The 24,634-nt window shown below is 60.0% G+C and carries 21 protein-coding genes and 1 pseudogene; 11 read left to right on the top strand and 11 right to left on the bottom strand.

What is annotated here, in order from left to right:
• From M3436_05800 to M3436_05785, 4 genes and pseudogenes are all read right to left on the bottom strand, one after another.
• Nucleotides 1-1,129 (bottom strand): HAMP domain-containing protein (locus tag M3436_05800; GenBank protein MDQ3563659.1); only part of this gene is annotated, 1,129 nt, incomplete at its 3' end.
• Nucleotides 1,130-1,504: 375 nt separating this feature from the next.
• Nucleotides 1,505-2,322, bottom strand: a pseudogene (locus tag M3436_05795) (SDR family oxidoreductase).
• Nucleotides 2,323-2,381: 59 nt separating this feature from the next.
• Nucleotides 2,382-2,606, bottom strand: a complete 225-nt coding sequence (locus tag M3436_05790; GenBank protein ID MDQ3563658.1) for a hypothetical protein — start codon at nt 2,604-2,606, stop codon at nt 2,382-2,384.
• Between the two features lie 78 nt (nt 2,607-2,684).
• Nucleotides 2,685-2,981, bottom strand: a complete 297-nt coding sequence (locus tag M3436_05785; GenBank protein ID MDQ3563657.1) for a DUF2282 domain-containing protein — start codon at nt 2,979-2,981, stop codon at nt 2,685-2,687.
• 720 nt (nt 2,982-3,701) lie between these two features.
• Here M3436_05785 and M3436_05780 point away from each other — a divergent pair.
• The 7 genes from M3436_05780 to M3436_05750 all read left to right on the top strand — a co-directional run bounded on the left by M3436_05780 (nt 3,702) and on the right by M3436_05750 (nt 13,133).
• The gene (locus tag M3436_05780; GenBank protein ID MDQ3563656.1) at nt 3,702-4,490 is read left to right on the top strand and encodes a hypothetical protein; all 789 of its coding nucleotides are present in this window, start codon (nt 3,702-3,704) and stop codon (nt 4,488-4,490) included.
• Nucleotides 4,491-5,474: 984 nt separating this feature from the next.
• A complete protein-coding gene (locus M3436_05775; protein MDQ3563655.1) occupies nt 5,475-6,005 on the top strand; it encodes a transposase in 531 nt (176 codons plus the stop codon).
• 363 nt (nt 6,006-6,368) lie between these two features.
• On the top strand, nt 6,369-6,566 hold the full coding sequence (locus tag M3436_05770) for a DUF4160 domain-containing protein (protein MDQ3563654.1): 198 nt from the start codon (nt 6,369-6,371) through the stop codon (nt 6,564-6,566).
• A 7-nt stretch (nt 6,567-6,573) separates the two neighbouring features.
• Nucleotides 6,574-6,846, top strand: a complete 273-nt coding sequence (locus M3436_05765) for a DUF2442 domain-containing protein (protein MDQ3563653.1) — start codon at nt 6,574-6,576, stop codon at nt 6,844-6,846.
• 222 nt (nt 6,847-7,068) lie between these two features.
• A complete protein-coding gene (locus tag M3436_05760) occupies nt 7,069-8,508 on the top strand; it encodes a DUF2254 domain-containing protein (GenBank protein MDQ3563652.1) in 1,440 nt (479 codons plus the stop codon).
• 338 nt (nt 8,509-8,846) lie between these two features.
• A complete protein-coding gene (locus tag M3436_05755; GenBank protein MDQ3563651.1) occupies nt 8,847-12,305 on the top strand; it encodes a mechanosensitive ion channel in 3,459 nt (1,152 codons plus the stop codon).
• A 396-nt stretch (nt 12,306-12,701) separates the two neighbouring features.
• Complete coding sequence (locus tag M3436_05750; GenBank protein MDQ3563650.1) at nt 12,702-13,133, top strand: septal ring lytic transglycosylase RlpA family protein; 432 nt, start codon at nt 12,702-12,704, stop codon at nt 13,131-13,133.
• Nucleotides 13,134-13,213: 80 nt separating this feature from the next.
• Here M3436_05750 and M3436_05745 read toward each other — a convergent pair whose 3' ends face one another.
• The 7 genes from M3436_05745 to M3436_05715 all read right to left on the bottom strand — a co-directional run bounded on the left by M3436_05745 (nt 13,214) and on the right by M3436_05715 (nt 20,348).
• Complete coding sequence (locus tag M3436_05745; GenBank protein MDQ3563649.1) at nt 13,214-14,590, bottom strand: NADP oxidoreductase; 1,377 nt, start codon at nt 14,588-14,590, stop codon at nt 13,214-13,216.
• A gap of 33 nt (nt 14,591-14,623) precedes the next feature.
• Nucleotides 14,624-14,929: a ferredoxin family protein gene (locus M3436_05740; protein ID MDQ3563648.1), complete on the bottom strand. Its 306-nt coding sequence runs from the start codon at nt 14,927-14,929 to the stop codon at nt 14,624-14,626.
• Nucleotides 14,930-14,982: 53 nt separating this feature from the next.
• Nucleotides 14,983-15,801 (bottom strand): formylmethanofuran dehydrogenase subunit C, encoded by an 819-nt coding sequence (locus tag M3436_05735; protein ID MDQ3563647.1) that lies wholly within the window; start codon nt 15,799-15,801, stop codon nt 14,983-14,985.
• A 205-nt stretch (nt 15,802-16,006) separates the two neighbouring features.
• Nucleotides 16,007-16,903 carry a formylmethanofuran--tetrahydromethanopterin N-formyltransferase gene (gene fhcD, locus M3436_05730; protein ID MDQ3563646.1) on the bottom strand — a complete coding sequence of 299 codons (897 nt, stop codon included), beginning with the start codon at nt 16,901-16,903 and terminating at the stop codon, nt 16,007-16,009.
• 23 nt (nt 16,904-16,926) lie between these two features.
• Nucleotides 16,927-18,567 (bottom strand): formylmethanofuran dehydrogenase subunit A, encoded by a 1,641-nt coding sequence (locus M3436_05725; GenBank protein ID MDQ3563645.1) that lies wholly within the window; start codon nt 18,565-18,567, stop codon nt 16,927-16,929.
• A 14-nt stretch (nt 18,568-18,581) separates the two neighbouring features.
• A complete protein-coding gene (locus tag M3436_05720) occupies nt 18,582-19,922 on the bottom strand; it encodes a formylmethanofuran dehydrogenase subunit B (GenBank protein MDQ3563644.1) in 1,341 nt (446 codons plus the stop codon).
• 69 nt (nt 19,923-19,991) lie between these two features.
• On the bottom strand, nt 19,992-20,348 hold the full coding sequence (locus M3436_05715; GenBank protein MDQ3563643.1) for a formylmethanofuran dehydrogenase: 357 nt from the start codon (nt 20,346-20,348) through the stop codon (nt 19,992-19,994).
• Nucleotides 20,349-20,551: 203 nt separating this feature from the next.
• Between M3436_05715 and M3436_05710 the strand changes: the two genes are divergently transcribed.
• From M3436_05710 to mch, 4 genes are all read left to right on the top strand, one after another.
• The gene (locus M3436_05710; protein ID MDQ3563642.1) at nt 20,552-21,565 is read left to right on the top strand and encodes a GHMP kinase; all 1,014 of its coding nucleotides are present in this window, start codon (nt 20,552-20,554) and stop codon (nt 21,563-21,565) included.
• A gap of 73 nt (nt 21,566-21,638) precedes the next feature.
• Entirely contained in the window at nt 21,639-22,547 is a 909-nt protein-coding gene (locus tag M3436_05705; GenBank protein ID MDQ3563641.1) for a methylenetetrahydromethanopterin dehydrogenase, read from the top strand.
• Complete coding sequence (locus tag M3436_05700; protein MDQ3563640.1) at nt 22,516-23,637, top strand: ATP-grasp domain-containing protein; 1,122 nt, start codon at nt 22,516-22,518, stop codon at nt 23,635-23,637. Before M3436_05705 ends, M3436_05700 begins: the two co-directional genes overlap by 32 nt.
• A 15-nt stretch (nt 23,638-23,652) precedes the next feature.
• Entirely contained in the window at nt 23,653-24,633 is a 981-nt protein-coding gene (gene mch / locus M3436_05695) for a methenyltetrahydromethanopterin cyclohydrolase (GenBank protein ID MDQ3563639.1), read from the top strand.
• Nucleotide 24,634 lies beyond the last annotated feature (1 nt).

Genomic DNA, 24,634 nt, shown 5'->3' with positions numbered 1-24,634 from the left:
AGTCGGTGAGATCCTTCCAGGTGCCGGCGACCCCGGGCACCTCGGCCTGACCGCCGAGCTTGCCTTCGGTGCCGACCTCGCGCGCCACCCGTGTGACCTCGGCGGCGAAGGCGTTGAGCTGATCCACCATGATGTTGATGGTGTTCTTCAATTCCAGGATCTCGCCCTTCACATCCACCGTGATCTTGCGCGAGAGCTCGCCCCTGGCGACGGCGGTGGTGACCTCGGCGATGTTGCGCACCTGGCTGGTGAGATTCGCCGCCATGTTGTTGACGCTCTCGGTGAGATCCTTCCAGGTGCCGGCGACCCCGGGCACCTCGGCCTGACCGCCGAGCTTGCCTTCGGTGCCGACCTCGCGCGCCACCCGCGTGACCTCGGCGGCGAAGGCGTTGAGCTGATCCACCATGATGTTGATGGTGTTCTTCAATTCCAGGATCTCGCCCTTCGCATCCACCGTGATCTTGCGCGAGAGCTCGCCCCTGGCGACGGCGGTGGTGACCTCGGCGATGTTGCGCACCTGGCTGGTGAGATTCGCCGCCATGTTGTTGACGCTCTCGGTGAGATCCTTCCAGGTACCGGCGACCCCCGGCACCTTGGCCTGCCCGCCGAGCTTGCCCTCGGTGCCGACCTCGCGCGCCACCCGCGTGACCTCGGCGGCGAAGGCGTTGAGCTGCGCGACCATGGCGTTGACGGTCTTGGCCATGCGCAGAAACTCTCCCTTCAGGGGTTGGCCGTCCGTCTCCAGCGTCATGGTCTGGGCCAGGTCCCCCTTGGCCACCCCCCCGAGGATGCGCGCCGTCTCGCCGATCGGCCACACCAGGCCATCGATAAGCGCGTTGACCGCCGCGATCTTTCTCGCCCACGCGCCGCCGGCGCCGTTGCCGAGCGCGGCGCGCTGGCCGATCTTGCCCTCCCGGCCGACTGCCCGGCTCACTCGATCCAATTCCTTGGTAATGCGATCGTTCTGGCTAACGACCTCGTTGAAGGTATCGGCGATCTTGCCGTTGACGCCGGTCCAGTCCACCGGCAGGCGTACGGAAAAGTCGCCGTTCTTGACAGCGGTTAAGGCGTTCAACACCACACGAGTGTCGAGTGCGCCTACGTTCAGCAGATCGTTTGCAACGCTCATTGTCCTTCCCCTTTCTTCACGGTAAGGATGCGGGTCACGGGGCACCCCATGTCCAGCAGAGAGAATAAGAAAATAAACGCCCCGAGTCGCCGAAAGGTAAAGTACTACTGGACCTGTGAGCTGTCAAACGGGCGAGATCGCAGTCCAGAATCGCGGAGGAAGAGCGGATCTTAGGGCGACGCCATCGGCGTCAGGTATCCAATGTCGAAGCATTTGGGTGTCTCGCCCCAAGTGCGGGCCGAAGGGGCTCGGCTCAGGGGCGGAAAGCACGGGCAAACTCGGCCGTGAACAAGCGCTCCGAGATCATAAACATACCCAAGCCCCATGCCTCGATCAAGTACTCGGGCCAGTGCGCGTGTAGCGCTTCGCGCATCGCTAACCTCCGGTCTCGAAGCCGGGATAGAGCGTCATCCCGCCGTCGACGAATAGGCTGGTCCCGGTGATATAGTCGGCATAGTCCGAGGCCAGCCAAGCCGCGACCCGTCCGATCTCGACCGGCTCGCCGATACGCTTGTAGGGAATGAGCCGCATCAGCTCGTCATAAGCCTCTCGTGTCGACCACGCCCGCATGTTGATCGGCGTGCGGATCGCGCCGGGGCAAATGCTGTTCACGCGGATGCGATAAGGGGCGACTTCTTGCGCGATGCTCTTCATCATCAGCATACCCCGCCCTTTGAGGCGGCGTAGTTTACATGACCGGCCCAGGGGATCACCTCGTGCACGGAACTGATGCAAATGATCTTACCCGCCGCGCAGGAGGTGTCCGGCCGGACCCCGCGGCGCTTGAATTCCCGCACCGCCTCGCGCGCACACAGGAACTGCCCGGTGAGGTTCACGCCGATCACCTTGTTCCACTGCGCGAGCGTCAGATCCTCGAACGCGGCGTCCTGCTGCAGCCCCGCGTTGTTGACCAGAATATCGATGGTCCCGAATTCATCGAAAAGCCGTCTGAACATCGCTTGGACCTGCTCTTCGTTCGACACGTCCGCCTTGAGGGCGATACCGCGGTTGCCCGTCGCGCGTACGGTCTCGGAGACCTCGCGCGCCGCCTCGTCGCCGGAGACGTAATTGACGGCCACGTTCGCCCCGTAGGCCGCGAGCGCGAGCGCGATCTCCTTGCCGATCCCGGAGCTGGCGCCGGTCACGAGCGCTGTCTGTCCGCTTAGCCAGTGCTGCGTCTGGCAGTGCGGCATCACCGCATCGGGTAGATCGGAATGTCTTGTCTTTGTGTCCATAGCTGCCTCCTAGATATTTAATCACCGCTTTCGACGTAGGGTGAGTTAGGCATGCTGTTTGCCCTGTAACCCACCAACCCGAATGGATCCCTCGTAGCCGCCGTCGTCACCGGCCGCCTGCGCCTCTCCGCTTCACCGCTCGATTCGGCCTCCGAGACTACCACCTCCTGCCGCAGCTTGCGCGGCATCAGGAGCTTGGCGATGAGCCCGGTCCAGCCGGTTTGGTGCGAGGCTCGAACCACCCTACCGCGGGTTTGGTCTCCAACACCTCGCGGTAATGATCGGCCCGCAGGCCGATCCCGGCCGACGCCGGGATCGCGCTACCGAAGCCACGCTTCGCTGTCGAAGGCATCATGCCGGTGCCTGGTCACGCTGCCGCCGACAATCTTCTCGCAGCTTCCCTGCGGCAGAAAAATAAAGGCGCTCGGATCAGCGTCCTGCTTGGACGATCCAGCACAGGCGCTGGTTGCCGTCTGACAATCGTTCTTGCCCGCCTTGGACACGCCATAACATTTTTCGCCTTTATCCGCGGCCACCGCATCGGCGGCCAGGCCCAGCGAGCCCACCGCCACGATCGCGGCCAGCATGGCATTCATAAGTGCGGTTTCGTTGTTCATAATGTAAGTCCTCCAATCGAGCAAACCGTTGCGTTTCTAGTGTGGCGGGCCGTATGGCGATCCCGGCATTTCCGCTAGGGCAACCGCTATGCCACGCTGGAGCGTATTTCTTTTTATTCGTTACTTCATATAGATGTGTAACGTAGCGGACAGAGCCCTAGGATGCGGGTTCGCTTGCAAGCCACCGAATCCTGTGGGAGCCACAGAAGCTTGCGGGCAAAGAGAGAGCGTCCACGTAGTACCCGCGAATGGAATCGATGAACGGTAGGTTGATGGTTAGGTTATGTGGCGCGGTGAAGAAAGGAATCTGAAGGAAGGAGTCGGTGACAACTGAGAAAAGATTCTCACATGTCTACGACCCCTTTATGTTGTCTACTTCAAGTTGAACTAAACCGCCGACTCCAACGGCCAAACGAAACTGCCTTCCCGGCACAGGCCACCGCCCCCTACGTCCTACAGGCCCGTGCCCTCCACAAGCTCCCTATTCAGGAATACAATCCCCTTATAAAAGAAACCTGATCCAGACTGACAATCGCCCTCGCGGTTTAGTCCAACAGACATTTATCCGTCATGCGCGCTACCGCCCGAGCCGGTAAGCGTATCTCGCCTAAGCACGACGGATAGATGCTTATTAGTATGCGGACAACACACTGAGCAATGAAGAGGTTTTCAGACCGTATAGGGGTGGTTGATCGATCTGGTGTTATTCAGATCGATCGCATGAGCGATGAGCTTCGAAACTCGTTGTGGAACCTTTTTTACTCTCTCTACGATAATTCAAATTGGGAATACTGGAAGCCCGTTGCAACTCATGTCGCCCGCTTCTTCCGCAAAGTCCCGGTCGACGAACTTCCATACCGAAACAACGATTGTCGCAAGTGGCTAAAGGAGTATTTCTTTGCCGTTGAGTGGTATGAAGCATACGACCTCGTCGAGTTCCTTGCAGTAAACCATCAGCATATGACCTGCATTCCAATCGGAACCTACGATGCGCATCGACACGCCGTAAACAACGAAAGACTTCTAAAGGCAATGAATACGATCCTTGAACAAGAACTATCGGGATACAGGTTCATCTCTGGGGTTCTTAGCCCCATCGCCACTCCCGTCGAGGTGGAGACCATTGAGGATGCAACGAATGCGGCAGTCTCAAAGGGGTTTCAAGGTGCACATGAACATCTGCGGGCCGCTTTGAGGCTCCTTGGCAAGAAACCTGACCCAGACTATCGTAACTCCATCAAGGAGTCCATTAGCGCCGTAGAATCAGTTGCGAAGCTGATATCCGGCGAGGAAGGGGGCGGCTTGGACGTGGCGCTGACAAGTCTCAGCAACACCGCCGGCATACATGGTGCCCTAAGGTCAGGCTTTCTTAAGCTGTATGGCTACTCTAGTGATGAAGACGGAATTCGGACATGCTATATTGGAACAGTCGAATGTCGGCTTTGTCGAGGCGAAGTACATGCTCGTAGTATGCTCAGCCTTTGTCAGCTACCTCATAAGCAAAGCTGACTCGGTAGGTATTCTATCGAAGTAGTTGGCTGCCGTATTCGACGTTTGTGCGGGTGAATAACTCGAACGATGCGCTTCGTTCCTCAGCACATCCTACACGGGCTAAGGTCAAAGGCAAGGGCATCATGTTCCCACGGAAAATATTGGAATCGGATAAAGATACGTGACCACGGCAAGGTCGCCTAACTCACGCCCTGAGGGGGACTGTCAAGAGAAAATATTAGGGGACAGACTTATGAGGGGCGCCGCTCAACTCGCGCTCCGTTGGGTTGCATAGTCGTGGAAATACTTGTGACTACCGAGGTCGGCGGAAAAGCTAGGAGGATTGGTTGGATCAGCCTTCAACCTGGCGGTTCTGTGTCAGTCGGACTCAACGATCGAGCGTTTGTATCGCCTGATTTCAAAGCACAGAACTTTGTATGGAGCGCGTTCAATAGGGAGACAATTCACTACTTGGTACCCACAGCACGTGACAGTTTAAGGGGCATTCGGAACCCGCATCTGACCTTTCACCCTCCGCATTGGTTTCATCTCCGTGAAACCGGCGGAAAGCGACTGTTCGAAGGAATCGGGGATCTTAAGTTAATGCTTGAGCAGGACGGCACAGTTCCTTGGGTTAGATTTGTGTCGAAACAAGTCTCAAAACTTGGGGCTGTGGCGCGACCACGGAAGCCAGAGCGTACTCGCATCATTACGGTTCGAACCGAAACCGAGGAGTGCTCCGTTGGTCTTGGTGTCGATTTCGTAAGAACAGATGTTGCGCCCCTGGCAGATGGTCTTCTCAGTAGCGAATTAGTCGACTGCACGGAATTCAAGCTGCACGTGTCAACAGTCAAGCTACCGGTTCAGATCGCAACGCTGTCCTGGTATCACCAGCGGTGAAAGCATCGAGCCCGCGTAGGATGTGCTGAGCCCGCGTAGGATGTGCTGAGGAACTAAGCGCATCGTTCGAGTGAGAAACCTTTCAAAGGTTAAACGGACTTCATGACGGGATATCGCCGTGCTCATGTTCCAGGTTCAACCTGGTTTTTCACGGTCAATCTCGCCAAGCGCAAGGGTAACCGTTTGCTGGTCAGTCACATCGATGCGTTGGGATGGGCTTTTCGGTACGTCAGGGAACGACATCCATTCCGGTTGGAGGCGGTGGTGGTCTTGCCGGATCATCTTCATTGTATTTGGACGTTGCCTTCCGGTGACTCGGATTTTTCCATGCGCTGGAATGTGCTGAAAGGGCACTTTTCTCGCGCCATCGACGAAGGCGAACGAATCTCTAAAAGCCGGGAGAAACGAAGAGAACGGGGTTTGTGGCAACGTCGATTTTGGGAGCACCTGCTACGCGATCAGGACGATTTCAACAAACACGTTGATTACATCCATTGGAATCCGGTAAAACATGGCTGGGTCAAGCAGGTTGCCGATTGGCCGCATTCGAGCTTTCACGACTATGCGGCCCGCGGCATTTATCCGGTAAACTGGGGTTGCGAGGGAATACTCGACGTTTGCGCGGGTGAATAACTCGAACGATGCGCTTCGTTCCTCAGCACATCCTACACGGGCTGATTGAGGAGGGAGGCGTTTGCCCCGCGATTTGCTGTACGCGGTCTTCGATTTCCCTAACGGACAAGGGCTTATAGGTAAACGCCATCACCTGCAGAATGGCGTCTCGAACTTGGCCTGGAGAGTAGCGTGAGGTTTGTTCTTCCATGGTTTTGCAGCATAGACGTCCCGACGTCTTCTGTCAATACTCGATCTAAGCCCAGGATGCGCTGAGGTGCGAAGCGGATCGGTGCGGTAGTTCCGCACGCCGGGATCTGTGCCGGGGCGGTCGGGTAACCGGCCGCTCTACGGCGGAGGGCTGAATAACCAAGGAGCGATACTTTGCCCGAGATCAGTAGGTTCCTGGGAATCATCATAGCGATGTATTACAACGATCATTCGCCTCCGCACTTTCATGCGAGGTATGGCGATTTTGAAGCAGTTATCGCAATCGATACGGGCGAGGTTGTAGACGGCCGTTTGCCTCCGCGTGTTTTGGGCCTGGTTCAAGAAAGAAAACGAATTGACCCATTGGAGTAACCCCAAGTTGCCAAAATTGCTGGAAGCTAAGTACCGACGCGATTACTGTATCTGGCTAAAATTTGGAGATGGCGTAGAAGGTGAAGTCCTCAAAAGCGAGCTGTGGGGAGAAGTATTCGAACCTTTAAAGCAGAAGACTCTGTTCGCAGAATTTTCACTCGACAAAGAGCTTAAAACCATCGTCTGGCCAAACGGGGCCGATTTCGCACCGGAATTCCTTTACCAAAAGTTGCGCCCTAACTATACGCTCAAGCCCCCGCCAAGAAGCGGCGCGGCTTAGCGCATCGTTGGGGGAGCAGCCAGCGTAGTATGAGGGCTTCTCATTCGGCGCAATACGCCAAGGCTTTGCGCCCTACGACTGCTGGAACGAAAAGACTCGCAATCGATTCATCTTGAACTTCTGGCTTCATCTCTACCACCTTTCCTGTTATAACGGGCCGTCGAACGGGGGCTTTTCCACCGCTGTGGCCGGCGCCGCCCCAGATCTATTAACGACAGAAACATGGAAGCTCGACACCATATGGTCCAATACCTCGTGGATGCGCGCGTGAATGCCGAGGAGACCGAGAGCGGTCTCACGGCAGCACGGGATGTAATCCGGCATGCTTTCGCGGAATTTCTGCTGCTTCCTACCTGTATCATTACTGCCTTCCTGTTGCTCGCCACACTCACGAGCTTTATCGACCGCGGCAATATCGCATGGCTCGAGCCCATCCGCTCACTGTTGGAAACTTACGTATTCTCAGACGCAAAAGGGACTAGCGAGCTGCTCAGTACGGTTGCCTCCGGTCTGATTACGGTGACCACTTTGACGACCTCACTCCTGCTAATCGCGCTGCAGCAGGCCGCGAGCTCGCTCACGCATCAGGTCTACGACCAGTTTCTCCGGCGCCGTAATAATCAATTCGCCTTTGGCTTCTTCGTTGGTCTCTCGCTTTACGCACTTGTCATCCTGGCCAGCGTTGGGCCGGTCAATCCGGTATTCGGCGCCATGGTCACCTTCGTTTTAACGGTGGCCGCACTTTATCTTCTCCTGGTGCTCTTCTACACCACTATTGACCAGATGCGTCCGGTGGTCATAATCGAGGCGCTCCACGACCATGTGTTAGCGGCGCGGAAAGCGCAGATGAGCCTCATCCGCAAGACACGTCGCACGTCCTGCTGCGACGCTCCGCGCCGCACGCAGGTGATAGCGGCAAGACACGGCTTCGTGACCCGGATAGACCTTGACGCAATCGCCGAGGCAACCGCCCTGGCAGGAGCGCAGGTGGAGATCGTGTTAAACGTATCGGTCGGCGATTACGTGGCATTCCAGGATGTGCTCGCAGTAGTGAAGTCGCATACCGACGATGATGCGATCGCGGTTGGCAAGGCTCTTTACGCGGCGATTCGCCGCGAAAGTCAACGCGATATCGCGAGCGATCCGCTGGATGGGATAGAAGAGCTTGAAACCATCGCGTGGACCTCGATATCTACCGCTCAGTCCGATCCCGACCCCGGTCTGCTGACGATCTATAATCTACGGGACGTGCTCGCGCGCTGGTCGTCCGAAGACAACGGCAGCACGGACGGTCACCGGGTCCCGGTCGTCTATACCGACAACGTCTTTTCCCGGCTCATGAGTGCTTTCGAATCTCTCGCGGTATCAGCATCGGAAGCCATGCAGCACCAGACCTATGCGGAGATACTTCGCACGTTCGAGATCATGTTCAACCGTCTGCCGCAGGAGCAGAAACCGCGGGCCGAAGACCTGATCATGCGCATGCTGTCAAGCCTCGGCGATCATGTGCTCACCGCCGAGCTGAATGGAGCGCTCAGCCGTTTGATCGATATTCTCAAGCAAGCCGGGCGTTGCGAGACTGCCGCTGCCATGCAGTCGGCCCAGAACGAACTCGCCCTCTCCGTCGGCAAGCTCAGGTCGCGCGCGTCGCGGTCACCCTAAGGTCACCGCTTTTCTTCAATGAGCCCAGCTCATGCGCGCAGGCGCCGAGTGCTGGGGCACGTCACCGGGATCGTCTGAGGTGTCAGTGGCGTTGATTGGCGCGCCGAGGATGCAACGATCTCGGAACGCAGCCTGGGCCGAGTGAGCAACCGACTGGTGCCATAGCAATTCAAACAATGATCAACCGCCACCATCTCGCTGTGGACAGGGTGCGGCCACCTCCCGAGAGGGAGTAAAATGCCGGGATCAATGACTGGGCGCCACACAGAGACAGTCGGCGGAATAGCAACACCACGGAAAACCGGATCGTGATGGGTTGCCTACCAACGCACTTGACCATGACATTGCGCTTGATCCTTATAGCGTGGATATGGATCGGCATCGGCCTGCCGGCGGCTGATGCCCAATCGCCGCCGACCCAAGCCACCGCTGCGGACAGCCCCACCCGGGGAACGGTGCGGTCCAGGATCCAAGACATCGAGGCACGAGAGGGTTTGGAGGAGCCGCTTAAGAAGCGGCTGCTGGAGACCTACCGCCAGACGCAAGCGCATCTTGAGGCCGTCGAGAGGCATGCGGCCAGCGCCCTCTCTTACAAGAAAGCCGTGCAATCTGCGCCCTCCGAGATCGAAAAGCTCCACCGGGCATTGGAACAACCCGAAGACGTGGGAACGGCGGCCTCACCGGCAGCGGACACGCCCCTAGCGGAGATTGAACGGCGTCTGCTTATGGCCCGGGCTGAGTTGGCGGGACTCCAGTCCGTGCGAGGCGAGCTGGAAACAGAGGTACAGGAAAGCCAAGGCCGGACCTCGGAGGAGATCCAGGATGAGATCGCAGCGGCGAAAGAAGATCTCGCATCGTTAGAAAAGGATTTCCAGGTCCGCGCCGGGCCGCAAGAGTCTCCGCTGGTGATCGAAGCCCGCCGGATGGCGCTGCAAGCCCACCAGCAAGCCCGCAGCAGCGAGATCCACAAGCTCGAACAGGAGTTACTGAGCCACGATATCCGGATCGAACTGCTCAGGGCACGGCGGGATCAGGTAATCGAACAGGTCGCGCGAGCGCAGACGGAGGTCCAACAGTTCGAGCAACTCATTGCCTCGCGCCGGCAATCCGAGGCCCAACAAGCTCAAATCGCGGCGGAACGAACGCAATTGGAGGCTGCGGGTAAACATCCTGTCATTCGCGAGCTCGCCGAACAAAACGCCGAATTCAGCCGCGAGCTGGCTTCGATCGTCAAGAACCTGAGCACGACCACAGCCGAGCGCGAGCGCGCGAGTAAGCAACTCGATCAGCTTGAGCAAGACTTCCAGAGCGTCAGACAGAAGCTCGATATCGCGGGGCTGAGCCAGGCGCTCGGCCAAGTGCTGCGCGAGAGCCGCAGAAAACTGCCGGAACTTCGCTGGTACCGCGAGGACACCCAGGAACGCCAGGAGATTATCGGGGAAGTGGGCCTAGCTCAATTGCGAATCGACGAGCGCCGTGGCTCCTTGCGAGTGCTTAAACGGGCGCTCGATCGGCTCATGAGGGAAGGAAACACTGGCGGCCTGCCGCTCGAAGAGCAGAAGATGATCCGGGCGGATCTCCGCGGGATTGTGAAAGATCAGCGAGAATTGCTGAGCCGGCTGGCGGATACCTACACGGATTACCTGCGGGCCCTCGGCGATCTGGACGTGCTGCAGAAGCGGCTGCTCAATCAGGAGCAACAATACGCGCTGTTTCTGGACGAACGGTTGGTGTGGATCCCGAGCGCCCGTCCCGTGGGCCTGGCCACGCTGCGGGACCTGGCGCTCGCAATCGGTTGGATGCTGTCTCCGCTTAGTTGGGCCGAGCCCAGCGAGAGGCTGATTGCGCCGGCGCTGCGGACGCCCTTCTGGGTGGCCTTTGCAGTGTTCCTGTTCGGCGCGCCGTTTTTCATCCGCCGGCGCGCGCGCCTCACACTCGGGGTAATCGCCGAGCATGTGAGCAGGCCCTATTCGGACCGTTTCACCCTCACCGTTCAGGCGCTGGGACTCACGCTGCTGGTAGCGGCCCCCTGGCCGTTGCTTCTCTACTTCCTCGGCTGGAACCTCGAGGGGACGGCCGCGGGCTCGGAGTTCACGCGGGCGCTGGGCACGGCATTCCGGCGGCTCTCGGTGTCGCTATTCTTGTTCCATACGTTTTATCTTTTGTGCCGCCCCAAAGGGTTTGCGGAGCTGCACCTCGGCTGGCAGGAACAGCCGCTCAGGCTATTCCGCCGGCACCTGCCGTGGTTGATGCTGATAGTGCTACCCGCCGTCTTCGTGACGTCGATGGCCGGCTGGGAGGCCGAGGAAACCTACCGGGACAGCCTGGGCCGGGTCGCGTTCATCATCAGCCTTTTCGCTTTCGCCGTGTTCCTCCAGCGCCTGTTGCGGCCCGAAGGAGGCGCGCTCGAAGCCCATCTGAAGGAACACCCTCATGGATGGCTCGCGCGGCTGCGTGTCCTATGGTATCCCATAGCCATCGGCTTGCCGCTCGTGCTGGTGGGATTGGCCGCCGCCGGCTATTACTACACGGCGCTGCAACTCGAAAGCCAGCTAGTCGCTACAGTCTGGCTCATCGCCGGTGCGGTCATTGCCCACGACCTCGCTATCCGCTGGTTGACGGTCGAAAACCGCAAGCACGCCTTGATCAAGGCCCAAGAGCAACGCACAGCCGCTCGGGCGGCCGAGGCAGCGAAGGCCGGGGCCGGCGCCGCCGGCGAGGGCGTCCCGGAGCAGCTCGATATTCCCGAGATCGACATACCGACCATCAACCGGCAGACCCGCCATTTGCTGCGTACGCTGATCGTCCTGTCCGTGATCGTGGGTCTCTGGCTTATCTGGGCCGAGGTGCTCCCGGCACTTCGTATACTAGATAGGATAACTGTCTGGCAATACGCGGTGGTGACGGACGGGCAAGAGCGATTGGAACCGATCACCTTGGCGAATCTGGCGCTGGCCGTGGTGCTTGCCATCATCGTCGGGGTCGCCGTACGTAATGTCCCCGGAGTGCTCGAGGTCGCCGTGCTGCGGCGGCTGTCTATCGAACCCGGCAGCCGTTATGCTATCACCCAGATCGCCCGCTACGTGATCGCCGTCGTCGGGGTGATCGTGGTGTTCAATACGGTCGGTGGCCAGTGGTCCCAGGTCCAGTGGTTGGTCGCGGCGCTCAGCGTGGGGCTCGGTTTCGGCCTGCAGGAGATCTTCGGCAACTTCGTATCGGGTTTGATCCTGTTGTTCGAGCGACCGGTCCGCATGGGCGACGTCGTGACGGTCAAAGATATCACGGGCACCGTCACCCGCATCCGCATCCGGGCGACGACCATTACCGATGCGGATAAGCGCGAGCTGATCGTTCCCAACAAGACCCTCATCACCGGTGAGGTCATAAACTGGACGCTGTCCGATACGACCACTCGTGTCGTCATTCCCGTGAGCATCGCTTCCCGGGCCGATCTCGCACTCGCGCACCGGGTGATCTTCGATGCCGTGCGTGCCCACCCCTTGATCATGCCGGACCCGGACCCGGCCGTAGTGATCGCAGGCTTTGCGGAGGGTGCAATCAATATCGAAGTACGGGTATTCGTCAAAGAGCTGGCGCAACGTGCATTGGTCGACCACGAGCTACGCCTCGCCATTCACGATAAATTGCGGGCTCACCACATCGAAACGCCTTTACCGGAGCGCACCGTGAATGTACGCTCGTTCGTGCCTATTCAGAGTCAGGGATCGGAAAAACCGCGGGAGGTGCAGCGAGCGGGAAGCGGCGTCAATCCCGTTGAAAGGCAGGAGGACCCGTAGCAAGCGTAGCGTGCGCTGTGCGCGCGCGGAACAAGGGTCCAATAACTCGAGGATGCGCGAATGCCGACGAGACCGAGCGCGGTCTCGCGGCAGCACGGGATGCAATCCGGCATGCCTTCGCGGAATTTCTGCTGCTTCCTACCTGTATCATCAGGTAAAACAATTCGACTGTCCGCCGCGGATAGGTAGTTTTTACTTGGCTGTGGGTAATCTTTGCCGGTCGTCTTGGCCTCGCTTTTTGCCTGCGACGCGCATCGAGAGAGAAATTTATTGAAAAATCAGCGGCTCGTGGAGCACATGGGGCCATGGCACAGGGGTTGCGCAAGGGAATACAACGCTAAGGACTAAGGACACGCAAGGATGTTCGTATTCAAAGCTTTTTGTTATCTATTTTCCGTGGCCTTGCTGGCCGCAGTGCTGCAGGCTTGCAGCACGGAAAGCGCCTCTCACCCCAGGGTTCAAAAAGCGCAAAAAGCACCGGCCTTCGAGCAGACAGGGAAAGCCTCCTGGTACGGGCCGGGGTTCCATGGTGAGCAAACCGCGAACGGGGAGATTTTCAACCAAAACGAGTTGAGCGCGGCCCATCGCAGTTTGCCTCTAGGCACGGAAGTCGAGGTGACCAATGTCAAAAATGGCAAATCGGTCGAGATCGAGATCAATGATCGCGGGCCCTATGTGAAAGGTCGGGTCATCGACCTCTCGCGTGCTGCCGCCATAGAGCTGGGCATGAAGGAGAAAGGGTTGGCCACGGTCAAGATAGAGGCCGATTCCGTTCCCAAGGAGAACATGGTGTCTAAAGAGGGCGGAAAGAAAATCGCCCAGCAATGATGACGGAGATTCCAGTTCGCGAGGACAATCTCATGAAAAAGCTCAGATGGCGATCGCGAACTCCGCTGGTGCGCGAACTTTTATCCGAGAAGCGCCAGCATTTCATGCAGCCGGGTGAATTTTTCGCGCGGTTTTCCCTTCGGTTTGCCCCGCTCGACTTCGGCGGCGTCGAGCTTTAGCCAACCGTCGTAGTTGACCGAGCGCAAACCGCGCTGCTCGATGAGCGCTTGGACACCGCCCATCCCGCTTTTTGCGCCCCGTGTCGCGAGTGCGTCGAGATCCGCAAGCAGCGAACCGACGGTTTCCACGCTGCAAGCGCGATTAGTCCCGATGATCCCGGTCGGACCGCGTTTAATCCAGCCCGCGCAATAAAGACCGGAAACGACACCGCCGTCACTGTCGAGCACGCGTCCGGCGCGGTTGGGCATCACGCCCTTGCGCTCGTCGAAGGGCGCCTCGGAAACGGCCACTCCTTTATAGCCGATGCTGCGGAACAAGATCCCGCACTCGAGCGTGCTGATCTCCCCCCTGCCCCGCGCCGACTGCTGAAACGGTGCCCCTTGCAACCGATTGCGTTCGAGCACCACGCGCGCAAGCCGCCCCTCGCCTTCGAGCCGCACGGGGCCGCGCAGGAACTGGAAAATACAGCGGCGGTGCTTGCTCGGCGTGCGCCGGGCGAAATCACGGAAGATTTCGACATTCTTGGCGCTGACCACGTTGTTTTTGTCGGCGAGTTCGGCCTCGCTTTCCGAATTCAGCGTTAACTCCAGCGCGTCGACGAAGGGATCGCAATCGCGGAGCTCCCCGAACTCGCGCAATTCGCGACTGGTGAATTTCGCTTGCGCCGGTCCGCGGCGTCCGATTGCATGGATTTCCCGCACTTTGCTCTCGGCCAGCGTATCGAGCGCGTGCTCCGAGATATCGGTATGTCTTAACTCGTCCGCCGTTTTAGCCAGGATGCGGCAAACATCCGCGGCCACGTTGCCCTGGCCGATGATGACCGCGACCTCGTGCGAGAGATCGAACACCCGCTCGCGATAATCCGGATGACCGTTGTACCAGCCGACGAATTCGGTGGCGGTATGGCTGCCGCGGAGATCCTCGCCCGGGATCCCCAGCCGCCGGTCGGTTTCCGCCCCGCAGGTGAACAGGATCGCATGATAATTTTGGCGCAATTCGCCGAGCGTGATGTCCTTGCCCACGTTGATATTGCCGCAAAATGAAAATTCCGGCGAGCGCGCGATCTTGTCATAGACGAGGATGGCTTGTTTGAGCTTGGGGTGATCGGGCGCGACGCCGCTGCGCACGAGCCCGAAGGGCGACGCGAGCCGCTCGAACATGTCCACGCGCACGGCGCGCCCGGACTTGATCAGGGCTTCGGCGGCGTAGAAGCCGCTCGGGCCGCTGCCGACGACGGCGATCTGTAATGGGTTTTCAGGGGTCCCTGAGGTATTCATCTACAGTCTCTGCGCACGCGCAACATACTTCTGTCAATACCCTAACTCCGCTCGGCGCGCCTCGGCCGTGGGCAACGGATCTTGTTTGCTCTCGATCACCGGTAAGTTCGGGGCGCGTTCGGCGTTGATCTGTATCCAGTCTTTCAGGTTGTCGGGAATGTCTTCCCCCTCATGGATGGCATGTACCGGACACTCGGGCACGCAGGCGCTACAGTCGATGCAGACCTCGGGGTCGATATACAGCATGTCATCGTCCCCATGGAAGCAGTTCACCGGGCAGACCGTGACGCAGTCGGTGAAGCGGCACCGGAGGCAATTTTCGGTTACGATCGTGGTCATTTGGATCTCCTTGCGAGTGGTTTATTATTCCAGCTTGGAGTGCCTGCTCAGATCTACGCGGTCTCGCCGATGAGCAGCAACACCTCGCCGCGGTTCATCTCGAGCGCATCCCCGCTCCAGCGTTGGTAGCGGCCATTGAGATGAGCGGGCGTGACCGGCAGGCCGAGCCTTGACAAATGCAGTAAGTACAAGCGCAGGAACTGCGGCTGATAGCTGCAGGCATAGCTGAAGGTCGGCAACATCTGCGCGGGCCGCATCGAGACGATGGAACCGCGTTTCATCCCCGCCCCCGTGCGGTTGCCGAGATCGCCGATCACGATAATGGTTCCCGCGAGCATGTCGACGCCGGTAAAGTCGCCAGAGTCGCCGCCGATCGCGATCAGTCCATTGCGCATAGCGTGACCGATCTCATTGCCGGCATTGCCGTGGATGATGATTTCCCCGCCGCGAATGCCGGCCGGACTCCCCCGATAGGCGCTGCCGATCATGTGCCCGGCATTGCCCTTGATGACGATCCGGCCTCCGGACATCTCCGGCGCGACCCAATCGCCGGCGTCGCCTTCGACCAGGATCTCCCCGCCCGACATCCCGGCGCCGAGATGCATCCCGATGCGGCCGCGAATCACGATCCGGCCTTCGCTCATCCCCGCGCCGATGAGCTTCACCCGGGCCATATTGCCCTCCACACGGATTTCACCGCTATAGCTGCCCTCGACCCGAAAAAACTCGCCCAGCTCAATGCGTTCGTTCCCGTATTGAAGCGGAAGCTTGGTGATCTCACCGATGCTCAAACCGTTGAGCTTCGGCGGCGTGATGACCTCGGCTTCTAGCGGGACTTCTGGTTCGTGCTTGAGTACGAGCTTCAGGCTCATCGTAACGAGTCGTTCAGAGTTTGTGAAAGAACCGTCGCGAGCGAAGGGAGGTCGCGTTGCATCCTCGGCGCACCAAGCAGGGCCACTCCCTGGCCCTGGCTTTCCGCCGGAGCGCAGGAACCGGAGTGTATGTTGAAATACATGAGGATTCCGAGCAACCGCCGGAACGCGAGATCCCGAGCGCAGTAGGTTTTTTCATAAACTCTCAGGTCGCCGCTTGAAGAAGCTCGTATAGGCCGATCCGGTACTGGCCGAGGTCCCCGCCGTAATTTCCGGCAGAGATCCGCAAGGTGCCGTTCCCGGAAGCCGCATTGATGCCAACGCGCATGGCGTCTTGGACCCCCCGCAGTTCGAGACCATCGATCACGATTTCCAAGACGCAACCGGCATCGAGGGGGACTTCGGTCGCCGCGGAAAACGCCCGCAGCGTTGGACAGTAAGCATCGTTGGTGGAAGCCGGCAGGCCCTTGTACCGCGATCCGATCTTGCTGCCACTGCGCACGACACCATTCGGAAACGGCAGAATCACGCCGGGAACGGTACGCATCGCGCTGGCCGCGGCCTCGGCGGTTTCCAAAGTCCGGGTTTGATCCAGGCCGTGGATCAGAAGATTCCCGCCGCCCACCGCCGGCTGGATATTGAAGCGGTCTTCGACCACGAATTCGCCATCCATCACCGGAATGCGCCAATAGCGACGCCCGTCCAGGGACTTGCCGATCTGATAGCCGTCGCCGAAGAAGCGGAGCTTGCCGCCGACGCTCACGCCCTCGCCCGAGGTGAGACCGTTGAAACACGAGGTGCTCGGGCAGGTCATCACGCACTGGCCGATCCGCTCGAGCAGCCGTTTGCCGGCCCCCTCCAAACTGGTCGAAAACAGCAACACGCTGATCCCGGGCCGCGCGTCGGGCGTCTCCTCGGCGGACAGCTCCCGCTCGATCCCGGCCTCGCATTTACAGCCGATCACCGAGGTCGCGAATCCGGTCATCGAGCGTGCGGCGGCGAGGGCCCACGCGGGGGTGGCTGCGGTGATGATCACCCGCGCGCCCCACATAGCAAAAGCCTCCGCGAAGGTGTCGATAACCTCGGTGGATTGAATATGCATGCAGAAGGATTTTATTCTAATTGTTATCGTTCGAGGACCGTCGGTATCACCTGGTGGTGGTGCAGATACCGGTCCGTGACCGCGTAGTTCTCAAAAACAATACTATAGTTATCCTCGAAGAATGGTTTAATGCTGTTTTCGATCGCGGCATCGTATGCGGGCGCCGTATGCAGGACACGCCCCTCGTGGTCACAGCGGAATTCGTGGTCTTCGATGACCGCGACGCCGTCCTTGATCAGGTAACGCGGCGTGCTGAACATGCGCTCCTTGTCTTCGTGCTCGTCGTAAATGGTGATGTCGGCGTCCGCCCCGACGCCGAGGTGCCCCTTGTCCTTCAGCCCAAGCGCGCGCGCGGGACCGGCTCGGGTGATGATCGCGATCTCCTCCAGGGTATACTCGCGGTCGAGCTTGTCCGCAAGCACGGTTTGGCGGATCGCCTTTTGATTCACCTTCCCGATTTCTTGGTTGCGAAATTCGCGATCCATGAGCAAACGGATCAAGCGCGGGTACATCATGAAGGATCCGCCGTTGGGATGGTCGGTCGATAAGACAATCCGCCACGGGTCCTTGGATAGCAGGAACAGCTCCAGTCCAATGGCCCACTGCAGCGCGTGGATGTAGACTTTTTCGTGATAGGTGAAGGGCACGATCCCGCAACCGCTTTCACACTCGGTATCGGCGTTCACCCATTTGTTACCGCTGATCCCGCGCAACAAGTAGGCGAGCGGCGCATCGGCGGTCATCGTGGTGGCCTTACCGAACATGACCTGGCCGACATCGGCGGTAATATTCGGATGCTTGTTGATGTAGTCCGCGATCTCGGGACCTTTCGATGTCGGGTTTTTGCCGGGTTCGCCGCCGTAGCTATGGAACTGTACGTGCGCGATATGCGCCCGCCGTCCCTCCGCCGCCCGCATGGTCTCGAGGGTGGTGGTGTAGTTGCCGCTGCGGCCGAGGTTGTTGCAATGAATATGCGGGGGGTGGGGCAGACCGAGATCGTTGACGGTTTCGATAAACGCCTTGATCACGTCCAGCGGCGTGAGATCGAAGTTGTCGATATTCTCGTGGATATCGGTAATGTTCGCGTTGCGGCGTCCCTTCCAAAGCTCATCGCTCCCGGGGTTGACCAATTTAACCGCATACGCCTTGGTCGCGTTGACCCACCAGGCCACCGCTTGGCGAAAGTCCTCGCGCCGCCCTGCTTTGAGCAAGTCGTACAAGAAGACGTTGTTCCCGAGGAGCACATAGAACCCCTTGTCGATCACCGGGGTGTCGTGAAATTCCTCCAGTACGTGACGGGCGCCGATAGGGGTAACCGCGGCTTCCATCGCCGTGGTGTACCCGAGCGCCGTGTAACGGTAGCCGGTAGCAAAAGTAGAAGGCACTATGCCCCCGGTGCCGGAACGGGTGACCGCGGTGCCCGGATGCACGTCGAGTCGGTGGTCCTCGGGCTGTAGCTTGCGCGCGAGATTGACCTTGGGTCCGGCGATATGACAATGGATGTCGATGCCTCCCGGCATGATCACCATGCCTTGCGCGTCGATGCGTTTCGCCACCGCGGGAACGTCCGCGACGATCTTCCCGTCCTTGATGCAGAGATCCCGGATCGCGCCATTCACTCCGTTGGCCGGGTCGTAGATCCGGCCATTCGATATACGTAGCATCGGTGCTTGTTTACCTACGCCACCTTTAGGTTGGGGAGCCGCGTGCGTTTCTGCGTCAGCAGCTCGCGCAGCCTATTCTTGATCGCGATGAGCACCTCTTCGTCGCTCGGATAAGGCGACTCGAAGGCCGGGCGCAAGGTAATCGGCACATCGTCCATGCGATAGACCGTCCCCGACGTATTGATGCCATAGGTCGAAGTGGTGAAGGCGACCTTGGCCAACTGGGTGGTGTCGGTCGGTTTGGTGTCCAAGGCGATCACCGGGATACGCTTCATGTGCTCGATGGCCGGGCGCGGAAAATTGGACCCCGGATCACTGGCGATGATCATGGCCGCGTCCGCTTCGCCGCGGGCGAGCAGATCGACTGTCGTGTACTCGCCAGGATTGAAGCGCGGGTAGCCGCGGCTGAAGTTGACCCCGAACGGGTATCCCGTCTGCCAGGAGACGACGTTGTCGGCCCCAGTGACATTGCCGTGGCCGCGCACGGGCTTGGCCACGAAGTGGGTAAATTCATTCAGGTCCGTGGCGAGTGCCAGCACGGCGCCGGAGTTGAAATGGCGCCCGCGGGTCATCGTCAGCCCCATGCCGAAGAATAAGACCCCGTAGCGGCAACTCTTCATCCGCTGCGCCAGATCCTCCATGGTTGCCAGGAGCACGCCCGTGCGCTCGGCCACGTTCGGATCGACCTTGCGGCCTTTGACGAAAGCACGCAGGGCCCACAAAAGCTCAAAGTCATGTCCGGGCTTGATTTGGATGAAGAGGTCCGCCACCGGCGCGCTCGGGGTGCGCCGCACATCGACCAAGACCACGTAGCGGTCCTTCCTGCCATTGGGGACATACCGTCCCTTGGGGGTGACCGCGTAGCGGGTGAAGTGACGCGGATGGGATTCCGCGGGGTTACCGCCCCAGTAGACGACCAGATCTGCGCGGTTCTTGATCTCGCCCAGCGTGGCTGTGCTTTCGCCGACGCCTTGAAACGCAATGCCGGAGGGACCGTGACAGACCGAGGTGGTAGTGTCGATGTTCCCTTGCATGAGATCGCAAATCGCCACCGCCTGGCGCTGCGCCTCGCAGGTGGTGTCGCTCAAGCCGTAGATGATCGGCAGCCGCGCTGCGGCGAGGATCTGCGCCGCGGCCTCGACCGCCTCCTCGGTGGTGGCGGCCTTGCCGTCGATTAAGGCGAACGGACGGTCTTCGATGGTATGTTCCGCGAACCAGGCGCGCCCAAGCGTGCATGCGTTCTTGGCCTTAGTGATGCGCTTCGCATCCAGATCGACCGTCAGATCCATGTCGTCGCACACGCAACCGCAAAACGTGCAGGTGGCATGTTCCACTGTCCGAATATTGTCACTCATATTCTCACCTCGGAAATCCTACGCTGTGTGATCGTTTAATCGGCGGCCGAATAAACGAGCCGGATCGGATCAAGGGACGGGGCCTTCAACACGCTCCACGCTGACCTCGAAATTCTTGGAAATCGGCATCCCGCTCGCCGCGGTATCGCCGCCCATAAGCTGAGAGCTCGGCGGGCCATAGGGGATAAACAACATGCCCGCGGGCAGGTCGGTGGGTTTGCGTCCTTTGCAGCGCACGACGGTCTCGCCGATGTCCGTCGCTAAGCGCACCGCATCACCTTCCTTGATCCCGAGCCGGGCCATGTCATCGGTATTTATTTCCACCGTGGAGGTCACGTCCCGGTACTCCTTCTTGAGCTTCCCCGCGTTTAATGACGTGCCCTGTTTGTTGGTCCGCCCCGGGACCAGGATCATCATTTCGGCCATAGTCAATAGTTAATTCCTACGCCTCGGGAGAGTCGTCTCTCCGGCTCTGCGATGGCCTTCGTAAGGACAGCTTCTCATGAGCACATTTCTAACATTTCCCTCATAAACCGTCAACGTTTCGCCGCGCCGATCAGGCGACTCTGTGTTAGGTATGGGAGTCTTGGGTATTATATCATTAACCGATCGAATGAATTTCCCGCGCTATGCCTGACCTTTCCGCAACGCCACTACCGGAGCAAGTGCTCGGCGCTCAGCACGATGGCCTGACCGTCACCGTCACCGCGCCGGCGCGCTTACACCTGGGCTTTATCGACATGAGCGGCGATCTCGGACGGCGGTTCGGGGGGCTCGGGTTGACCTTGAGCGGGATCCAGACGCGCCTGAGCGTCACGCGCTCGCCGGGCGTCCATGCTACGGGTCCATCGAGCGGGCGCGCGGAGCAGTGCGCGCGGATGCTGCTGCGGACCTTGGGCTTGAACGGCGGGGTGTCGATTGCGATCGAGGAGGCGATCCCGGAACACGTGGGTCTCGGTTCGGGAACCCAATTGGCGTTGGCAATCTGCGCCGCGTTCGTACGCCTGTTTGATCTCGATAGTGGTTTGTATCAGCTTGCGAAACTCACCGAGCGGGGAGCGCGCTCGGGGATCGGCCTGGCTGCGTTCGAGAGCGGTGGATTTCTTGTCGATGGCGGTCGCGGACGCGCGACGGTGGTGCCGCCGGTGCTGTGTCAGGTCGCGTTTCCGCCGCCATGGCGGATCCTGCTCATTTCCGATCACGCCCGGACCGGGTTGAACGGCAGCGAGGAGGCCGCGGCGTTTAAACAGATGCCGCCGATGGCCACGCAGGTATCGGCGCATCTTTGCCGGGTGCTGTTGATGCAGGTCCTACCGGCCCTGGCCGAACATGACTTCGACGCTTTCGGCGCCGGAATCACCGCGATTCAGGAGGCGGTCGGTGACTATTTCGCCCCCTACCAGGGCGGCCGTTATAGCAGTCCGCGAGTCGGGGAGGTGCTGCGCAGGTTACAGGACGAGGGCCTGCGAGGGGTGGGACAAAGTTCCTGGGGCCCGACGGGATTCGCGCTCGTCGACAGCGCTTCGCGCGCGCACGGCCTGTGGCAACGGGCCACCCAGCAATGGGGAGCGCCCTTAGGCTTCTCGGTCTGCGGCGGGCGCAATAGCGGCGCCGAGATCGGTGTGCGTAGAAAGGCCGCGTAATTTCAAGCGAAGCGGCGCTGGCTGCGACCGTAAGACTGCAACGGAATTTATTGAGAAATAAACGAACGTAAAAATGAAAGACCCCTATTTATTACACATGTTCAACCCGACGAAGAACGTGAGCCCGTTCGACGTCAATATGGCCTACGAGGCGGAGTTCAACGGCGTGATTCCCTATACCAACGTTACCCTGGCGGATATCCACGCGTTGACCCAAGACACGATATTCTCTCGCAGCCCCACCGGCGTGAAGCGGACCGGTATCTTTATCGGGGGCCGCGACTTCGGGCTCGCGATCGATATGTTGGAGGCGGCGAAAAAGGCCATGGTGCCCCCTTTCGAGGTTTCCGTATTCGCCGATCCGAGCGGGGCGATCACCACGGCCGCGGCGCTTATGGCCTGCGTGGAAACGGCGCTTAAAAAGAACGGCCGCGCGCAAGGATTGTCCGGCGCCAACGTCTATATCGTTGGCGGAACGGGACCCGTCGGTGTGTGCGCGGGAATATTGGGATCGAACAGTGGCGCGAATATGTTTCTCGCGAGCCAGCGGGGCGCCGAGGCCGCCATTAAGTCGGCGGCGCCCTACAACGAACGTTACGGTATCAAGCTTCAGGGGGCCGACAGCAGCAATGACGCGGCCATACGCGCGTTCTTACCGCGGGCCCATGTGGTCGTCGGCGCCGCCAAGGCCGGATTTCAAGTGCTGTCGCGCGCTCAACTCGGGGCCGCGGCCGAGCTTCTGGTGGCAGCCGACGTGAACGCGGTGCCCCCGGCCGGAATCGAGGGCGTCGGCGTCAACGACAAGGGCAAGGCACTTGAATCCACTCCGGCTAAGGCCCTCGGTTTCGGCGCCTTGGCGATCGGCAATGTCAAATACCAGGTCCACTATCGCCTGTTTCAACTCATGATTCAGGCGGAGAAACCCGTGTATCTGGATCACATCAAGGCATTTGAAGTGGCCCGGGAGATCGCCGCTGGCTGAGTCCGCTTATCTCATTATCGGCCAATCGGGCCGGGCTCTCGCCCAGTCCGCGCAGCGGAGCCGTGCCGCGGTGCATGTGATCGATCTTTTCGCCGACCGCGATACGCAGGCGTGCGCGCGGAGCGCAGCGCGCGTTCGTCCGGGACTGCAAGGTTTCGATCGAGAGACTTTATGCGGCGCGATCGAAAGACTGGGCGCTCGCGATCGGATCGCAGGCGTGATCGCCGGCAGCGGTTTCGAACAGGAACCAACGCTGCTGAACGCTCTGCCGGCGGGCGCGGAGTTACTCGGTAACGCCGCGGAGATTGTGCGTTCTGTCAAAGAACCGGCAATATTTTTCGGCGCCCTGTCGCGGCTGGGGATCCCGTATCCGGAAACACGTTCGAGCCCCGCCGGGGAGTCGCGCGGATGGTTACGGAAGCGCATCGGCGGCTCGGGCGGCATGCACGTTCTGCCTCTGGGAGCGGACGGCCAATGTCCGCCGGGGTATTTTTTACAGCGCGCCGTCGCCGGGCGGGTCCATTCGGTAGTCTTCGCGGCGAACGGGCGCCGTGCGGCGATCGTCGGCTATAACGCGATCTGGCAGGAGCCTGGCACGTTCACGTATCGCGGCGCGATCGTGGATCGAAGTTTACCCGCGCGCGCGCGTAAGGATCTGGCGGAGGTCATCCCGGAGCTTACCGCGGCGTTTGGGTTGCGTGGTCTTTGCGGCGCGGATTTCATTGTCGATAATGACGAGCGCTGGACTCTCCTCGAGATCAACCCGCGTCCGACCGCGAGCTTTGAATTGCACGAGAGAGATAGCGGATTATTCACTGTCCACGTCGATGCCTGCCGCGGGCGATTGCCCGCCCGGGCCGGCGTGCAAGAAAACAAGATCGCCGCGGTGCGGGTTCTCTACGCGCCGCATGCGCTGCGGATCCCACACCTATGGCCCCGCTGGAGCCGTGATTGGCCGGCTCCGGGCACGCGGGTGCGCCCGGCCGAGCCGATCTGCACGGTGCACGCAGCGGGGTGTGAGCCGGGCGCTGTGACTCGGCTCTTGGATACCCGTTGTAAAAAGTTGCTGGCGGTGCTTACAGCGGGCTAGAAACGGGGCGATGGCATGAAATTAATAAAGATGAACAACCAACCCAGTGTGAATGGTTTAGCGCAGCCCTTGGTGCAAGCTCTGATCGCCGATGCCGCGGCGCTGAGATTGGCGGTAGATACCTTAGCGAACGGGACTGTCGTTGTGGACGCCGGAATCGCGGTTTTGGGAGGGATCGAGGCCGGGCGCCGCATCGCCGAGATCTGTCTGGGCGGCCTCGGCCGGGTCAGTATCCGCGCCGGGGGGAACTTTTCCCATTCGCCGTGGCAGCTTGATGTGGTTACCTCAAACCCAGTGCTGGCCTGCTTGGCGAGCCAATACGCGGGGTGGAGCCTCGAATACGGGGAGGGCGAGGGCGCCTTTAAAGCGCTGGGATCGGGTCCGGCCCGGGCCATCGGCAGCCACGAGCCTCTGTTTCAAGAGCTCGGGTACCGAGACGCTTTCGACCAGGCCTGTTTGGTCTTGGAGGTCAAGGAACGGCCTCCGGTCGAAATCGCCGAGAAAGTCGCGGATGCCTGCGCCATCAAGCCCCAGGACCTGACCCTTATCCTTACGCCGACCACGAGCCTATGCGGGGCGGTGCAAGTCGTGGCGCGCTCCCTCGAGGTGTCGCTGCATCGGGTGCACACGCTTGGCTTCCCGCTGCCCGCGATCGTCGATGGCATGGCGACGGCGCCGATCTGTCCACTGTCCGACGACTTCATTGTCGCGATGGGCCGCACCAACGATGCCATCCTGTATGGAGGTTACGTAACGCTTTATGTCGACTGTAGCGATAGCGAAGCACAGGATCTGGTGCACAAGCTGCCGAGCAGTTCCTCGCGTGACTACGGGAAGCCGTTTGCCGAGATCTTTAAGAATTACAAGTATGATTTCTACGCGGTCGATCCGAGTCTTTTCAGCCCGGCGCGGATCACCATAACCTCGCTCCGGACCGGAAAGACCTACCACGGCGGTCAATTCAACGAAGCCGTGCTCGATCAGTCCTTCTCTTAAT

This window comes from Pseudomonadota bacterium (assembly GCA_030859565.1).
GTDB lineage: Bacteria > Pseudomonadota > Gammaproteobacteria > JACCXJ01 > JACCXJ01 > USCg-Taylor.
This window is presented reverse-complemented; position numbering and strand designations above follow the sequence as displayed.

What these genes read in the sequence shown, in the direction of transcription:
- M3436_05705 (MDQ3563641.1), top strand. Translation starts at nt 21,639, where the DNA reads ATGAAAGACCCCTATTTATTACACATGTTCAACCCGACGAAGAACGTG.
- M3436_05710 (MDQ3563642.1), top strand. Translation starts at nt 20,552, where the DNA reads ATGCCTGACCTTTCCGCAACGCCACTACCGGAGCAAGTGCTCGGCGCT.
- M3436_05755 (MDQ3563651.1), top strand. Translation starts at nt 8,847, where the DNA reads ATGACATTGCGCTTGATCCTTATAGCGTGGATATGGATCGGCATCGGC.
- M3436_05740 (MDQ3563648.1), bottom strand. Translation starts at nt 14,929, where the DNA reads ATGACCACGATCGTAACCGAAAATTGCCTCCGGTGCCGCTTCACCGAC.
- M3436_05775 (MDQ3563655.1), top strand. Translation starts at nt 5,475, where the DNA reads ATGACGGGATATCGCCGTGCTCATGTTCCAGGTTCAACCTGGTTTTTC.
- M3436_05720 (MDQ3563644.1), bottom strand. Translation starts at nt 19,922, where the DNA reads ATGAGTGACAATATTCGGACAGTGGAACATGCCACCTGCACGTTTTGC.
- M3436_05735 (MDQ3563647.1), bottom strand. Translation starts at nt 15,801, where the DNA reads ATGAGCCTGAAGCTCGTACTCAAGCACGAACCAGAAGTCCCGCTAGAA.
- M3436_05760 (MDQ3563652.1), top strand. Translation starts at nt 7,069, where the DNA reads ATGGAAGCTCGACACCATATGGTCCAATACCTCGTGGATGCGCGCGTG.
- mch (MDQ3563639.1), top strand. Translation starts at nt 23,653, where the DNA reads ATGAAATTAATAAAGATGAACAACCAACCCAGTGTGAATGGTTTAGCG.
- M3436_05725 (MDQ3563645.1), bottom strand. Translation starts at nt 18,567, where the DNA reads ATGCTACGTATATCGAATGGCCGGATCTACGACCCGGCCAACGGAGTG.
- M3436_05715 (MDQ3563643.1), bottom strand. Translation starts at nt 20,348, where the DNA reads ATGGCCGAAATGATGATCCTGGTCCCGGGGCGGACCAACAAACAGGGC.
- fhcD (MDQ3563646.1), bottom strand. Translation starts at nt 16,903, where the DNA reads ATGCATATTCAATCCACCGAGGTTATCGACACCTTCGCGGAGGCTTTT.
- M3436_05745 (MDQ3563649.1), bottom strand. Translation starts at nt 14,590, where the DNA reads ATGAATACCTCAGGGACCCCTGAAAACCCATTACAGATCGCCGTCGTC.
- M3436_05780 (MDQ3563656.1), top strand. Translation starts at nt 3,702, where the DNA reads ATGAGCGATGAGCTTCGAAACTCGTTGTGGAACCTTTTTTACTCTCTC.
- M3436_05785 (MDQ3563657.1), bottom strand. Translation starts at nt 2,981, where the DNA reads ATGAACAACGAAACCGCACTTATGAATGCCATGCTGGCCGCGATCGTG.